The following is a 13,642-nucleotide window of genomic DNA, read 5'->3' on the forward strand; positions in this document are numbered from 1 at the left end:
CCGTGGGAGCTCCTGCATGAGTGGGCGTCGCGGCTAGGCGTCGTAGCGGATCCAGCCGCCCCAGCCCGGGACCCGGGGGAAGTTGTTCGCATCGAGCCAGGGATAGACCGGGGGCCGCCCGGCATACACGGTGGCATTGAGCTGCGTGGCCAGCGCCTGGCCGAGGCTGCAGCAGCCCAGGGGCAGGGCGCTGAAGCAGATCAGCAGCTTGACGATGGGCGTGCGGCCCTGGTTCCTGATGCCGCTGAGGTAGTTGGTGAGGTACCCCTGCCCGGCGAGGAACTGGGCGAAGTCGTCCTTGGCCATGGGCCGCGATAAGTCCACCCGGTTGCCCAGTGCATCGAAATGGGTCAGGGCCGGGAACACGAAACGGCCGATGCCGTGCACGCCAATCACCAGGTCCGCCTGGCGGTCGGCGGGTGGCGCATAGGGTGGGGCGGCAACGTGTTCGAGCCAGAACAGCCGCTCGCGCATGCCGTTGTAGCCGTTGTCCATCTGCTGGAACTCGCTCCACTTCACCAGGGCCAGGGACAGGCCGTTGGCGGGCGTCGCCGCCGGGTCGTTGAAGCGGGTGGCGTAGACCGCCATCGACCAGCCCGGCAAGGCGACTGGCAGGCCCGGGTTGGGCGGAGGCAGGGGCGCGGCATTGTTCATGACCGCCGGCTGCGCGGCGGCGAGGCCGTTCAGGGCGTGGAGGTTGGCCTCGGCCAGGGACAGCGGCACCGGCAGGCACGAGCCGCCACTCAGGCCGCCCATGAAGTGCAGGCCGCAGCCCATGGCGCCGCCGCCAAGCCCGCCGATGGCGCCGCTGGTAAGGGCCAGCGGCTGGTTGAAATCCAGCAGGCCGGTCTTGGCGTAGCTCTTCACCAGGGCCGACACCACCGCGCCACCCCCGGCGCCCAGGGTCAGCACCGAGCCGAGCATGATCAGCCGCAGCTTCGGGATCCGCGCCGAGGGCGTAGCGCCGTTCTGTGCCCAGCCGGCGAACAGCTTGTTGCCCAGTAACGTCGAGACAAAGGCACCGGAGAAACCACCGGCGAAGCCCGCGAGCAGGTCCCACTTCACGTCCTTGGTGTCGAGGTTCTGCAGCATGCCGAACAGCCCCTGGGAAATACCTGCCGCCACGCCGCCGACCATGGGCGAGGCAATCAGCCCAGTGCCGAAATTGAAGACACCAAAGGTGCCGATGAGCAGGGTCGTCACCCCTGACAGCGCCGACGCCACGCCCACACGCCAGGCCGGTGGCTCTGCGGCTGCGGCGGGCTCGGGTGCGGCGTCGGCGGCCAGCGCCACGAACGCGAGATCGGCAGAGGAGGGGGCCGGCGTGCCATTGATGAGGGCCACCAGGGTGGCCGGGGCGTTGGTGAACTCGGCGAGGCTCTGGGGATCGCTGAACACCGCCTGGAACTCGCTGGACTGCCCTTGGACCTCGAAGGCGATGAAGCCCAGCAAGGCGCCCAGGAAGGCGATGAAATCGCCCAGGGTGAAGGTCTTGCCGGGGAAATAGTGCGCATAGAGGGCGATGAAGAAGGCGTTCTGCACGGGTTGCTGCAGGTAGGCCTTCAAGCCCAGTTGCCCGATCAGCGAGGAGAGCTGCCCGGAGCCGAACACCCCCTGCAGGGCGTTCATGGCGTCGTCGATCTTGAACAGCTGGAAGAAATCGCCGATCACGCTGGAAAACGGCTTGCTACCGGATATCGCCTGCAGCAGGTCGGCGGCCCCCATGCCGGTCAGCGAGACCAGCTGCTTGGCGTTCAACAGCTCCGCGAAGGACGCGAACAGCTTGCCCAGGGCATCGAAGGGGTCGGAACCCTCGCCACTGTTGCGCACCGCACGCACCGGCATCGCCAGGGCTTCGGCCGGTATCGGGGAAAACACGTCGAAATAGCGCGGGATATTCAATTGCTGCAAGAGCACTCGGCGCAGTTCCGGGCTACCGCCAACAGCCCCGGCACCACTCGCCGGCGAGACCAGCCCGATGGCAGCCTCCACCGATGAGCCCTGGAGGCCACTTTGGTTGTGCTGGGCAATGACGCTGGCCAGGGGTTTATCGAAAATCTTTTCCAGGTTCTGCTGCTGGGCCTTTATCTCCACACCCAGGGCGTCGAGTACCGCCGTGGTCGCCTGTTTCTCCACCGCTGCGGCGATGTTGGGCAACTGGTCGCAAAGGTTGTCGAGGAAGGTGGCGATGGCGTTCTTGGCGGCGAGCACCTCGGAGAGCGGGTCGTCGCCAGTTGCAGCGGAGCGGGCCAGCTGCAATGGCCGCGCAGCGGGTGTATCCAGTTGCACATAGCTCAGGGCCTGATCAACCGTACTGACCAGGACGCCGTCGCCGGTATGGGTGATCTTGCTGATCCGGGTCGAGGAGCGAAGCAGTGTGCGGAAGCGTCTCAAGTGCAGGCTTGGGGTGATGACAAGCTGCTGCTGATCCTCGACCTTCGCATGCACCACCCTGTGGTATTCGCCCTCGGCCACCACGAGGCACAGGTGCAACGAGCCGGACACGGGCCCCGGTGAATGGGTGCAGGAGATGACGTGGGGGGGTCCGGGCTCGAGGCTGATCCGGGTCGCTCGGGCCGTGGCATCAGCCCTTAGCCAGAGCAGGCCGTCTTCGACGTGGAACAGAGACTCACTTGCGGCAGCATAGGCAACCATTTTGCCCTCCGATGGCAGTTGCTGTGCATCCATGCGGCCTTCGTACGACGTGAGCTGGCCATTTGCCTGCGGAAGCGTAGACGGCGACCTTTGTCCGTCAAGGACGCGGCTAAGGCCGATTCGGAATGTCGGCGGCCGGGTAACCGCGTAGATCGTTCCTGACCGTTTCGGGCAAAGGGGCGGCAGGCTTACTCGGCCGGGGCCTCGCGCCCGGGCTTGTGCATGCGCGGTTGCCGCAGCCACGTGTCGGGAAGCGCTTAATGTCGAAGCAGAGGGGCGCAGGTCGTTTGGAATTTTCGCGCAATGGCTTAAAGTCGCCGGTCGCCGAAAGAACCGTCATGGCCATCGCCATGAAGGGCTTTCATCCTTTACGAAGCGCTGTGGTGAAGATGAACAAGCCTTTCATTTCGCTGTGCCCGGAAATCACTCGGGCCCATGCACTGACGTTGATGGACTGGTTGGAAGATGAGCGCGTCACCCGTTACCTGAGCGATTCCGATGATGTCTCACGCACCATCGAGCAGGCCATCGAGCGGACTCGAGCCCCGATCCTGACCCATCTGTTCAACCGCGACGGCCGCTTCTTCATGGCCTTCGACAGGCACGACACCCCGGTGGGCTTCGTCCGCCTCATCAAGACCGGCGCGGATTGCGAAATGGTCCTGGCCATCGGCAACCGCGGCGAATGGGGCCGGAACCTTGGCGCCCGCACCATCCGCGAGGGCATGAAGCTGGCCTTCCTCGACATGCGGGCCAAGACGCTCGTCGCCAAGATCCACCCGGACAACACGCGGTCGTTGAACGCTTTTCTGCGCAGCGGCTTCCAGCTCGAGAGCGAAACGCCGGCATTGAAGTCATTCGCCATGACGGCGGGGCGCTACCTCCAGCTGTTGCGCGAAGGGGCCCTTGGCGATTCCACCGGGATCTATATCACCGAGATCGACAAGGCCAGGCTCGAAAGCCTGATCGTGCTCGAGGAAGGGCCGGCCGTCGTGGAACTCGAACATGAGCTCGAGCGAGCCCTGGTGGTCACGCCGCAGCAGGTGGCGCGCAATGTCGTGACGATGAACTCCAGGGCCTTGCTGCGACTGGACGACGAAGAGATCGAAGTGGCCCTGGTGTATCCCGAAGACGCGAACGCCAGCGCAGGGAAGCATTCCGTGTGTTCCGACATCGGCGCCGCCATCCTCGGTTACCAGGAAGGCGATGTAATCGATTGGCGAGTCGCTGATCGAACGCGCCGGATCGAAATCAGAAAGGTGCTGTACCAGCCGGAAGCGGCAGGCGATTTCCATCTCTAGCGTTCGACCAACTGGCGAGGATCCCAAGTGTGATGCCTGCTCAAAAAAGAGACTAGATTTTTCATATATAAATCAGTGACATAGCTTCGTTTCAGTTTAAAAAAAAGACAAAATTGGCGAAATAACATCTCATAGTCTATTTTTTAAATGCCGTCTGCGTTGTGACAGGCAATATCACCCTTGGCGATATGTTGCCGAAAGATGTTTCTCTCCAAATTTTGCAGCGAAACTATATATGACAGATCAACTAATTGTTGGGGAGCTAGTAGTCGCAAAGGGAAAGCTTGCCACAATTCAACAGATTCTTAGCGCAAAGAGCATTAGGGTAGTCGTTAAGGCAACTGGCGAAGCTTTGATGGTTTCTCAGCGCGATATTGAGAGGATTGTTGGTCTCACAGGAGGGGTGGCTGGGGGTAATGTAATAAATTTGAATGTGAATGATTATGGAGAAGACGAGCTATCGCTAGCTGTAGAGCGGTACAACGTTATTAGCCAGTGGAGGGTGAAGGAAGTAACAACCGCTCAAGCTTGTGTGAAGCTGAATTTGTCGCGGAGCTATTTTTTTCGTTTGGCTAAGATGTGTGATGAGGAAATTGGTCCTCTGTCATTGGTTCTTCAGCGGCGTGGGGTTAAGAAAGGAGTTACTAGATTAGATGAAGCTGTAGAGGTAATTGTTTTTGATGCGACTCATAAAGTTTACAATTCGAAAGGTGCTAGCTATAGCAAAGTGTGGCTCGAGGTAGATGTCGCATGTAAAGAGCAGGGGTTACCATCCCCTTGTAAAGCTACAGTTTTACGACGTGTGAAGTTAATTCTCTCAGAGAAAAAAAGAGTCAAAATCAAAGCCGGGGCCGATGCCGCAGCACAACAGTTCTCGGCGCGACCGGGAAAGAAAAAAGTCGAAAGGCCGTTGCAATGGGTGCAAATGGATCACACGTTGGTCGACATTATCCTTTTAGCGGATGATCGTATCAATGTGATTGGTCGCCCTTGGTTGACGGTGATAATTGATATATATACAAGAGTGATTGTCGGCTATTACCTCAGCCTTCACGTTCCGTCGTCAGTTTCTGTGGCGTGTGCACTTAGTCAAAGTGTGCTTCCTAAAATAGGTTTTGCCAAAAGCATGGGCATAGATCCCGTAGACTATCCCTATTATGGTAAGCCAGACGTTTTGCACATGGATAATGCTGCGGAGTTCACCAGTCCCAAATTTAAAGCTGGATGCGAGTCATTTGGAATACATCCCGAATATCGACCAGTTGGTGAAAAGCACTTTGGTGGTCATGTTGAACGATTGATTGGTACTTTCATGACGACAAAAGTCCACCTCTTAAAAGGAACAACAATGTCGAACTCAGTTGCACGAAGAGATCTCGACAGCGAAAAGAATGCCACAATGACATTCTTCGACTTTTCTCGTTGGTTTGCACGCGAAGTGGTTGTTTATCACTCGACCATTCATAGTGCGTTGAAAGTTAGTCCGCGGCAAGCTTGGTATGACTATTTTGCTCCCTCCGGTGGGCTTCCGTATCCACCGAAAATTTCAGAACCGGAGCAGCTGAAGCTTTGGTTTATGCCTCAAGAAGTACGAAAAATTAACCCCGAAGGTATAAAGTTACACGGTCAGACGTATTGGGATCCTATTTTAGTGCCCTTTGTTGGGACTAATAAGGCGGTTGTTAAATTTGATCCGTTTAATTTGAATGAGGTGTGGGTTAAGTTAAATGGACAGTTCTGCTCAATTCGTCTATCCGACTTAACGATCCAAGCACCAAATTATGAAGAATATCGTGCAAGCAGATTACATAGGCGGCCAGTTCGAGTCGGGGCAATTGATAGTGCTGGAGGGCTTAAAGCCTACAGGGAAAAGCAGGGCATCGAGAAAGAGAGCATCGTCTTAACGCGTAAGCAAAGACGCCGAAAAGCTGCGGAAAAAGCCTATCTTGATGCCTACCCTGGTCCTATTGGCGACAATCCGGCAGTTAAGCCCGAAAAAGTCAAGCCTGACTATTCAGCTCTTCCGGAAAGATTCAGATCTGGGGGGAGCAAATGAGTAGCGAACACGTTCGATCTGACATACAGAAGTATTTATCCGCCGATGTGGATACTCGAATAGCCGCAATTCATAATGAGCTTTGGGTTGATAATAATTCCAGCGAAGCAGTTTTTAGAATGATGAATAATATTGCGGAAGTCCCAGATCGCATTAATGCCCCCGCGCTGCTCGTGATCGGCCCTGGTGGTTCGGGGAAAACGGCCATAATATCACAAATCCCGAAGCGAATTAAGAATAGTGAAGGATTGGTTGTTATATCCATGGCCGAGTCGCCTGAGATAAGCGTCAAGAAAAGCCTTAAAGCCGAACTCGCCTTGGCTCTCGGTTTGCCTCTAGCCTCTGGGGTGAGACCTAAAAGCGGCTCGGATATTATCCCAAATGAAATTAGAGAGGTTATCAGGCTTAGAAGAGTTTGGGGCTTGGTTATCGATGAATTTCATGATGCACTTTTGCGTCCTAAGCAAGAGCAGCGAGTTAATATGTCAATCCTCAAGAAATTACTTGGGGTCGAGTATGGATTGAAGTTATTTTGCTTTGGCACCGTTAGCGCGCGGAATGCCCTGCAGTCCAATGATGAATTTAAAAGGCGATTTCATGAGGTTACGCTTACGGATTGGTGTGAAGATGAGGGTTTTAGATCGTTCTTGCTAGAAGTCGAGGAATCATTGCCATTGCGAATGCCATCGCAGCTCTATTCTGAGGAGATGGTAAGGTCGATTTTATCTATTACCTATGGCCGAATGGACAAGACTCTCGAGTTGATTAGAAGTGCTGCATGTTATGCAGTAAAGCTAGGCGTTGAGAAAATTGATCTGAATATGCTGCAGCGTGCAAACAAAAATCTCTGGGGCTACTAGATGTGAGATTAAGTGCGCTACTAACGCCGAATTTTGACGAGACGCTATCGTCATGGCTTTTTCGGTGCAGCCTTAATCGGCATATAATAAAATTTACGCGCCTGGAATTGGCCGAACGTCCGTTGCATTGGTGGGAAGGGCTAGAGTTCAGGTCCGCTGATCCAGATGTTGATTTTTTTTCAGTGTCTCAACGCCTGGGGGAAGGGCGTGAGGACATTAATCCAGAATGGTTGAGTGTTTATTTCGGTTTACGTAATGGAACTGCAGTTGAATGGAGTTATCGCCGTTTCTTTTGTCCGGACTGTTTGCGAAATGACGTAGCCAATGGTCATTTACCTATATGGCGAAAAAGTTGGTGCTATTCCCATTCATGTATTTGCAGTATGCATAAAAAGGAATTGGTCGCGCTATCTGATGCGTCTCGTTACTCGAAAGCGTGGGATGCTTTTGTCCAAGAATGTAATTCGGTCTCAAGAAGTAATGTGGCGGAAGACCCATGGTTTTCACGTTTCCGCTCTACCACTCTTATGAAGATTGAGCACTTTCTTACTGGTAGCAGAGCTAGTCGGAGATATATCGTGGTTGATTTATTCAATAAGTTATTCTGTATTTTTCTTCAAGCTCCTTTTCATGGTGGTCGAGGTGGATCTGCGAGAATCCATTTTCAGACAGAGAGAGGTATGCGGTTTTCTGATCCGACCTCCTTTGAGCAAAGCATATTCAAGGGGGCTTCCATCGCGGACCCGCCAAGTAGATTTGGAAGCATGATATTTGCTGCTTCATTGCTAGATATTATTCCTTATTCAAGATTTTTGATGTTCATTGAAGCGTGTGAGGATGCAAAGATTGGTCTACTAATATCTAGGGACTTACATCGGGCTGCAGCCTTTCCTTATGTCGATGGGGCCGGGTATAGAGCACTGCATCGTTATTTGGGTGGTTTTCCCAGGAAGGACTTTCCGTTATTGGATCGCCACCTTCAACTCCAAGAGGTCAGATATGCTCGTGAGGGTGTGCTCGGCCTGCATTTGTTCGGAACAGTTCTTGACTAGCGGTTGTTAGTCTACGCAACTCTGTTCGTGCATAAATATGACAAATCGTGAATCTTGTTTCTGCCTATGAAAAGGTATTTTGGTACTGCGGAAAATTGACAAGCTGAAGCAAGTAATTCCTATCCTTACTTGTCAACTCAAAATCCATCAATGATCGGTCGATACCGGTCGCATTGGGCATCAAGGGGCGCTGTACTAGGGCGTTTTTTCATTGGGGCAGGTTATGCCTCCAACGCAACGCGCATCCATTTTGGAATTTTGGATGTCATTAGTTTCGCTAGGTCTTCAGGTCTAAGCGCCTTTTTAATTGTGACAATACACTCCGGGGTAGAGTTGTCTTTACCGAGGTAAAATAATGCGCTGATGGCGGTGCCTACCTCGGTTCCGCAGTGCTGCATGACCATTGGCGGAGCATGAACCAAACGGATTTCAGCTTTCCCTATAAAAATTGATCGACTGGGGCCGCTTGTGTAATAGATCGGAATAAGCGGCATTTGGGTGCTCAGTCCAAACAATCTGACCGCATCTGCGCCATGAAGCTGCAGAACCTGGTGGTTCTGGCTGGCAATCAAATTTGTCACTTGCCATACGTTTGGGCGAACCCATGCTGTGTATTGACCGGGTTTCGGTCGCATGTAGATTCCTCGATACACCCGCTCAAGTTCACCTCGGTTGACCAGTCGATTTATTGCTTTAGATACGGCGCTTCTCGTTCCAAATTCCGCGAATCGCCGGATACTGAATGGCTGTCCTTTGGGAGTCAGCTTGACTCGTTGAGCAACGCGGGCAGTTACCGAAAGGACTCTATCAGCGCGGATCATTACTTACCCTATGGCTATAGCGTGTAGTTTAATGACGAACTGAAGAGCGGCTGATGGAAAGCAATTACCCTTCGTCGATATTCATCATCTTGCGCATCAATCACCAGGCACTCTTCGAGGCGCCCTAACGAGAAAATTTGGTTAGCTGACGGGTAATGCCTGAGCAGGCTTTTTGCATAGCTGCGGATGTCCTGGGGCAGCTCAGTGTTGCGAGAGAGTTCTCGTAGGAACTCTTCGGTCTTGATGACGCTGCGGGTTCTCTCGTGGGGAAGGGTCAATGCGTTGCCTCCTGATTCAGCCAACCACAAAAGCCGACGTCTGAGCTCTGATATCTACATAAGAAATCAAAAGCAAGCCAGCAACTGCTGACGATAGTGCTTGGAAAAGCTGACCTGGTAGCTTGGTTCGGGGGCAGAGTCTTCCAGAGAGATGCGGGACGTAGCGACGGCTCCAAATACCTGTGCGTTGCTATTTTCAGTACTGCCATCCACTCTGTCGACATTGTCGGCAGACCCAATCAAGCCGGAAATGGAGCTTGAGGTATAGGTTGGCATCTGGACCTCGTTAAGCACCGCCAGGTCATCCGGCAGATCATCTGCAATTCTTTCCGCCATGCACTTCAATGCCGGCTCCGCCAACATGAATAGCCACGCTTGATCATCGGGCTCGCCTGTGCGTCGAAGCACTCGCCCTAGTACTTGTCGGTAATGCAGCTCGGTGCGGATGCGGCTCAGGTAGCAACATACCTGAAGGCGTGGGATGTCCGTACCTTCACTGATCATTCCCACAGCGATAATCCAGCGGCAGTTGCTGTGTCTGAACTCATTGATCACTTGTTGTGCGGCGGGAGTTATGTTGGTCACGATGCGGCAATCGTCACCCCGGGCTTCCAGGGCCCGGGCAATTTGCTGGGCGTGTTCGATATCGGTGGCAACCACCAAACCTGCTGCATCAAGCTTGATCAGGCGAAGCTCATCCAGCTTGCTGCACCCACGACTGAGCAACTGATCGATCACTTCGTCATGGCGCAGCAGCTCTTCGTAGGTGACAGGGGATTCGCCCAATAGTTTGGCGATGCTCGGAAACATCCTGACAGTGCACTCTGTGTCCAGCTCTTCGGTAAGTTTCACCTTTTGATTGTCGAGCAGGACAATGCGGGGAGCGCGGCATACCTGATCAGTGATGGCTTCTTTCAGTCCGTAGCGGTAGTCGCAGATCAGATGCCCTTCGGGGCTCGAATAGCGAGCCAGAGCAATGGGCCGGTCGTCTGAACGCCAAGGCGTACCAGATAGCGCCAAGGTGAAAGTGGCCCTGTCTTGTATTCGCTGAAGAATTTGCTGGCCCCAAGAGTTGCTTAGTGATAGATCGTGGCCGGCGCAGTGGTGAATCTCGTCAAACACCGCAAACACTCGATAGTCAGTGAGGAGTTGCCAGAACGCCTCATCTCGGTACTCCATGGCCTGATAGGTGAACGCTGCGCCTGCTGCGCCGAGTTGGCCGTCAAAGCGTCTACCGAGAACGGCAGCAAAGGATGCGCGAAAGCCCTCGACCACCTGGCAAGATGGCGCGAAGCAGAGCACCAGATCGATTTTGCCCTGACCAAGTAGCCTGCTGGCCAGTTCAGCCGCCATGCGCGTCTTGCCGGCGCCTGGCGTCGCTTGGCAGAAGAAGTGGGGTGTGGATTTAAATCGTTCAAGCGCTTTGTCGATGCAGCGGCGCTGCCAGTTTCGCAGTTGTGTGGTCATCGTGCGGAGGCAAGTGTCTTGAGCGTCTTTTCGATGGCGCGGAGATGGCCCAGCAGGCGTGAGCTTCGGTCTCTGGCCTCCAGATACTCGCTTTCGACCTTGTCGCGGAGATGCGGCATATCCTCAAGAAGCAGCTTATATCGCTCCGCCTCGCCCATCGATGCCAGGAAGTCCAATCGGACCTCTTTGAGAAGCGTCTCCAGATGCTGATCCATACCGGGTGAGGGTTCAGGCGACACTGCTGCATTATCGGAAGTTGATGGTGCCCGGTCTGGCTCACCAGCAGTCTTACGGCTGTTCTCGAACCCGTTGTCAATCAACTCTAGCTGCAGATGTGTCGGGATGGATAGGAGGTGGTAGACCTGTCCCCGTACGCGGCGCTCTTCGTCATGCACGAGCCAACCTATGCGTAACATTCGGCGTATCTGTTCATACACATAGCGGCGCACATCGCCGATGCGATAGGTCATGCCTTCGAGGCGCTTGGCGTAGGCATCGCGCAGTTCACGAATCGTGAATCGTGTGCGGCCTTCCTCCTGAAGCAGCTCATACAGCCGCCTGTCGAAGGTGAACGAGGCTGATTTCATTGCGGCACCAGAGAGGATAGCGCGAAAAATACGGATTATAGTCCGTGGCCTGTGCGTCCGTAAACGCATGATATTGCCGTCTCAGCGGAATTGAGACGGTCATGGATAAGTTGGCGAAAGCGTTGGGCGAACGCATCCGAGCGCAGAGAAAGGCCTGCCGGATTTCTCAGGATGCCCTGGCGCTGGCCTGCAGCATCGACCGCAGCTATATGGGGCGGATTGAGCGGGGTGAAGTAAGCATCACCGTAGAGAAGCTGTATCGAATTGCACGCCAGCTCGCCTGTGACCCGGCCTATCTGCTACCTAAACTGTCCGAACTGAAACCAACCTGAATGATCCTGGGTTGAAAGTCGCAGCTGACCGCCGCGCGGCGGGGCAAGTGATCCACGTCCTCGAGTATTGGTTTGTCGATCTAGTCGTCTCGGCCAGCTTTGCTTTTTGCTGGCGGAGCCGATTTATCTACTGCCACGGTTGCGCGCTCGGCATTCCGTGGCTGTCGGCGGGTGCCTTGCCTGGCCTTGGACTTGCTCAAGCGGTCCAGTTCGCCCTGTAGATCCTGATTGCGCTGCTCCAGGACCAGCTTGATGGCTTCTATCGCGCTGAGTTGGCTCTGCAGAGCTTCAAGGGCCAGAGCTTTCTGATCCAGCAGACGTTGCTGGGCCTGCTGATCCTTGTGCAGCTGCCTTGCTTCGGTGAGAAGGCGCGCGTTGTCGCGATTCAGCTGGGTCAGTTCGTCCTGCTTGACGATTAACGTCTGCTGCAGCTGACGCGTTTCCAGTTGCAACTGCTGCACCTGCGACTCGTGTCGACGCTGTTCCTGTTCGCGCTGTTCCTTGCTGGCCTGCCGGTAGTGCTCCAGGGTGTCGCGTGCATGTTGGTGCTTTTCCTCTAGCGAATGGATCTGTGCGTCGCGATCCTGTAGCCGCTCCTCCAGATCGCGATTGGCCTGCTGCAGGCGGGCGTTCTCGACCTCGGTCTGCTGCCGCTGCTCGCGTGCTTGCTGCAGCTCGTGATGAGTCGCCTGAAGTCGTTCGGCGTCGAGGGCAGCCTGACCTTCCAGCTGTTGGATGCGGCTTTCGGCCTGTTGAATCCGCTGCTGGTAGTCGATCCGTTTGCGGCCCAACTGTTCCCGCTCGCCGGCGACGGCGGCTTGCGCCTCCTCCTGCAACTGGTCGGCCAGTTGGCTCACCAGGTTGGCTAATTGCTCGCTCAGCGAAAGCGGCACCGCCCCGCGGCTGCGGTCGGCGGGTTCCAGCTCTTTCAGGTAGCGGTGAATGGTGGTCTTCGAACCGGTATTGCCCAGTTCAACCCGTATCGCATCGATGCTCGGGTGCTCGCCGCGGGCGAGGAGGGCGGTGCGAGCCTTCTGTACCACCGCCTTGTTGATACCGCCACGCGCCATGTTGGCCTCCTACAATTACGTACTGTATTACATACCCTGTATTTACATTCTATGTTTCAGCGAAAGTTTGCACTAGAAGGAAGCTGAATTAAAATTGGATAATCACGAATTATCCAAGGTGAAGCGGCTTTTTCGTCGTTTGCCAGTCGCTCACCGGTACACCAGGGGGATAGGCCCAAATGAGCCAGGACATCGAGCGGTACCTGCAGGCCGGCACTCGCGCCAACACGCGGCGCAGCTACCAGCAAGCGCTCGAGCACTTCGAGGTGACCTGGGGCGGCTTTCTGCCGGCGACCAGCGATGCCATCGTGCGTTACCTGGTCGATCACGCCGCCACGCTGTCCAGCAACACCCTCAAGCTGCGTCTGGCAGCGTTGGCGCAGTGGCACACCAGCCAAGGTTTTCCCGATCCGACCAAGACCCCGCTGGTCCGCCAGATCCTCAAGGGCATTCGGACGCTGCACCCACGGCAGGAGAAGCAGGCCGAGCCGTTGCAGCTCCTCCAACTTGAGCAGTGCGTGCAGTGGCTGGAGCAGGCCGAGGGGAGGGCACGAGCGGAAGATGACTGGCCGCGGTTGCTGCGCTGTTGCCGCGACCGCGCGCTGATTCTGATTGGTTTCTGGCGGGCGTTTCGCAGCGATGAGCTCTGCCGCCTGCAGGTCGAGCACATCCAGGTGCGGAGCGGGGAGGGGATGCAGCTCTTTCTGCCGTGGAGCAAAGGCGACCGGGACAGCCATGGCCAAACCTTCAGCGCGCCGGCGCTGGCCAAGTTGTGTCCCGTACAGGCCTACGTCGACTGGATAAGCGTGGCAGGTATCGCGAGGGGGCCGGTGTTCCGCAGTATCGATCGCTGGGGCCATCTGGGTGAAGAAGGCCTGCACCCGAACAGTGTCGTTCCGCTCCTGCGCGCCGTCCTACAGGCGGCAGGGCTGCCAGGGGAGCTGTACAGCAGCCATTCGTTGCGCCGTGGCTTTGCCACCTGGGCCACGCGTAATAGCTGGGACCTCAAGGCGCTGATGCAATACGTCGGCTGGAGCGATGGCCAGTCGGCCTTGCGCTATGTCGAGAGCGTCGGGGTGTTCCCGGGACAGCTGAGTACGCCACAGCTCATTCTCAGCGCCGAGAATCCGGAGTTAGATGGTCCAGCGGTGCGGACTTGAAAA

12 protein-coding genes are annotated in these 13,642 nt (G+C 55.7%); 6 read left to right on the forward strand and 6 right to left on the reverse strand.

Annotated features, from left to right (window positions below; all coding sequences use genetic code 11):
• Nucleotides 1-33 precede the first annotated feature (33 nt).
• Nucleotides 34-2,493, reverse strand: a complete 2,460-nt coding sequence (locus RTW82_RS10090; protein ID WP_316925014.1) for a hypothetical protein — start codon at nucleotides 2,491-2,493, stop codon at nucleotides 34-36.
• A gap of 500 nt (nucleotides 2,494-2,993) precedes the next feature.
• Here RTW82_RS10090 and RTW82_RS10095 point away from each other — a divergent pair, with 500 nt between their 5' ends.
• The 4 genes from RTW82_RS10095 to RTW82_RS10110 all read left to right on the forward strand — a co-directional run bounded on the left by RTW82_RS10095 (nucleotide 2,994) and on the right by RTW82_RS10110 (nucleotide 7,924).
• On the forward strand, nucleotides 2,994-3,956 hold the full coding sequence (locus RTW82_RS10095; protein ID WP_184490424.1) for a bifunctional GNAT family N-acetyltransferase/nucleoside diphosphate kinase regulator: 963 nt from the start codon (nucleotides 2,994-2,996) through the stop codon (nucleotides 3,954-3,956).
• Between the two features lie 235 nt (nucleotides 3,957-4,191).
• A complete protein-coding gene (locus RTW82_RS10100) occupies nucleotides 4,192-6,012 on the forward strand; it encodes a Mu transposase C-terminal domain-containing protein (protein WP_080965150.1) in 1,821 nt (606 codons plus the stop codon).
• Entirely contained in the window at nucleotides 6,009-6,872 is an 864-nt protein-coding gene (locus RTW82_RS10105; RefSeq protein ID WP_053069166.1) for a TniB family NTP-binding protein, read from the forward strand. The genes RTW82_RS10100 and RTW82_RS10105 overlap by 4 nt, the downstream gene beginning before the upstream one ends.
• Nucleotides 6,873-6,979: 107 nt before the next feature.
• Nucleotides 6,980-7,924: a hypothetical protein gene (locus tag RTW82_RS10110; RefSeq protein WP_316925015.1), complete on the forward strand. Its 945-nt coding sequence runs from the start codon at nucleotides 6,980-6,982 to the stop codon at nucleotides 7,922-7,924.
• Between the two features lie 221 nt (nucleotides 7,925-8,145).
• Here RTW82_RS10110 and RTW82_RS10115 read toward each other — a convergent pair whose 3' ends face one another.
• From RTW82_RS10115 to RTW82_RS10130, 4 genes are all read right to left on the reverse strand, one after another.
• Nucleotides 8,146-8,745 (reverse strand): DUF6088 family protein, encoded by a 600-nt coding sequence (locus RTW82_RS10115; protein ID WP_080965149.1) that lies wholly within the window; start codon nucleotides 8,743-8,745, stop codon nucleotides 8,146-8,148.
• Nucleotides 8,746-8,759: 14 nt separating this feature from the next.
• Nucleotides 8,760-9,023, reverse strand: coding sequence for a BPSL0761 family protein (locus RTW82_RS10120; protein WP_048329185.1), 264 nt, complete (start codon nucleotides 9,021-9,023; stop codon nucleotides 8,760-8,762).
• 66 nt (nucleotides 9,024-9,089) lie between these two features.
• Nucleotides 9,090-10,490, reverse strand: a complete 1,401-nt coding sequence (locus RTW82_RS10125; protein WP_048329184.1) for a DEAD/DEAH box helicase — start codon at nucleotides 10,488-10,490, stop codon at nucleotides 9,090-9,092.
• Nucleotides 10,487-11,077, reverse strand: coding sequence for a hypothetical protein (locus RTW82_RS10130; RefSeq protein WP_048329182.1), 591 nt, complete (start codon nucleotides 11,075-11,077; stop codon nucleotides 10,487-10,489). Before RTW82_RS10130 ends, RTW82_RS10125 begins: the two co-directional genes overlap by 4 nt.
• Before the next feature lie 101 nt (nucleotides 11,078-11,178).
• Here RTW82_RS10130 and RTW82_RS10135 point away from each other — a divergent pair, with 101 nt between their 5' ends.
• The gene (locus tag RTW82_RS10135; protein ID WP_048329181.1) at nucleotides 11,179-11,409 is read left to right on the forward strand and encodes a helix-turn-helix domain-containing protein; all 231 of its coding nucleotides are present in this window, start codon (nucleotides 11,179-11,181) and stop codon (nucleotides 11,407-11,409) included.
• 80 nt (nucleotides 11,410-11,489) lie between these two features.
• On the opposite strand, the gene RTW82_RS10140 is transcribed toward RTW82_RS10135, so the two are convergent.
• Nucleotides 11,490-12,479, reverse strand: a complete 990-nt coding sequence (locus RTW82_RS10140) for a DNA-binding protein (protein ID WP_236210343.1) — start codon at nucleotides 12,477-12,479, stop codon at nucleotides 11,490-11,492.
• A 179-nt stretch (nucleotides 12,480-12,658) separates the two neighbouring features.
• Between RTW82_RS10140 and RTW82_RS10145 the strand changes: the two genes are divergently transcribed.
• Nucleotides 12,659-13,639 carry a site-specific integrase gene (locus RTW82_RS10145; RefSeq protein ID WP_013715603.1) on the forward strand — a complete coding sequence of 327 codons (981 nt, stop codon included), beginning with the start codon at nucleotides 12,659-12,661 and terminating at the stop codon, nucleotides 13,637-13,639.
• Nucleotides 13,640-13,642: the final 3 nt, after the last annotated feature.

The organism is Pseudomonas sp. zfem005 (assembly GCF_032621735.1).
Lineage (GTDB): Bacteria > Pseudomonadota > Gammaproteobacteria > Pseudomonadales > Pseudomonadaceae > Metapseudomonas > Metapseudomonas solani.

What these genes read in the sequence shown, in the direction of transcription:
- RTW82_RS10135 (WP_048329181.1), top strand. Translation starts at nt 11,179, where the DNA reads ATGGATAAGTTGGCGAAAGCGTTGGGCGAACGCATCCGAGCGCAGAGA.
- RTW82_RS10100 (WP_080965150.1), top strand. Translation starts at nt 4,192, where the DNA reads ATGACAGATCAACTAATTGTTGGGGAGCTAGTAGTCGCAAAGGGAAAG.
- RTW82_RS10130 (WP_048329182.1), bottom strand. Translation starts at nt 11,077, where the DNA reads ATGAAATCAGCCTCGTTCACCTTCGACAGGCGGCTGTATGAGCTGCTT.
- RTW82_RS10095 (WP_184490424.1), top strand. Translation starts at nt 2,994, where the DNA reads ATGGCCATCGCCATGAAGGGCTTTCATCCTTTACGAAGCGCTGTGGTG.
- RTW82_RS10125 (WP_048329184.1), bottom strand. Translation starts at nt 10,490, where the DNA reads ATGACCACACAACTGCGAAACTGGCAGCGCCGCTGCATCGACAAAGCG.
- RTW82_RS10115 (WP_080965149.1), bottom strand. Translation starts at nt 8,745, where the DNA reads ATGATCCGCGCTGATAGAGTCCTTTCGGTAACTGCCCGCGTTGCTCAA.
- RTW82_RS10145 (WP_013715603.1), top strand. Translation starts at nt 12,659, where the DNA reads ATGAGCCAGGACATCGAGCGGTACCTGCAGGCCGGCACTCGCGCCAAC.
- RTW82_RS10140 (WP_236210343.1), bottom strand. Translation starts at nt 12,479, where the DNA reads ATGGCGCGTGGCGGTATCAACAAGGCGGTGGTACAGAAGGCTCGCACC.
- RTW82_RS10105 (WP_053069166.1), top strand. Translation starts at nt 6,009, where the DNA reads ATGAGTAGCGAACACGTTCGATCTGACATACAGAAGTATTTATCCGCC.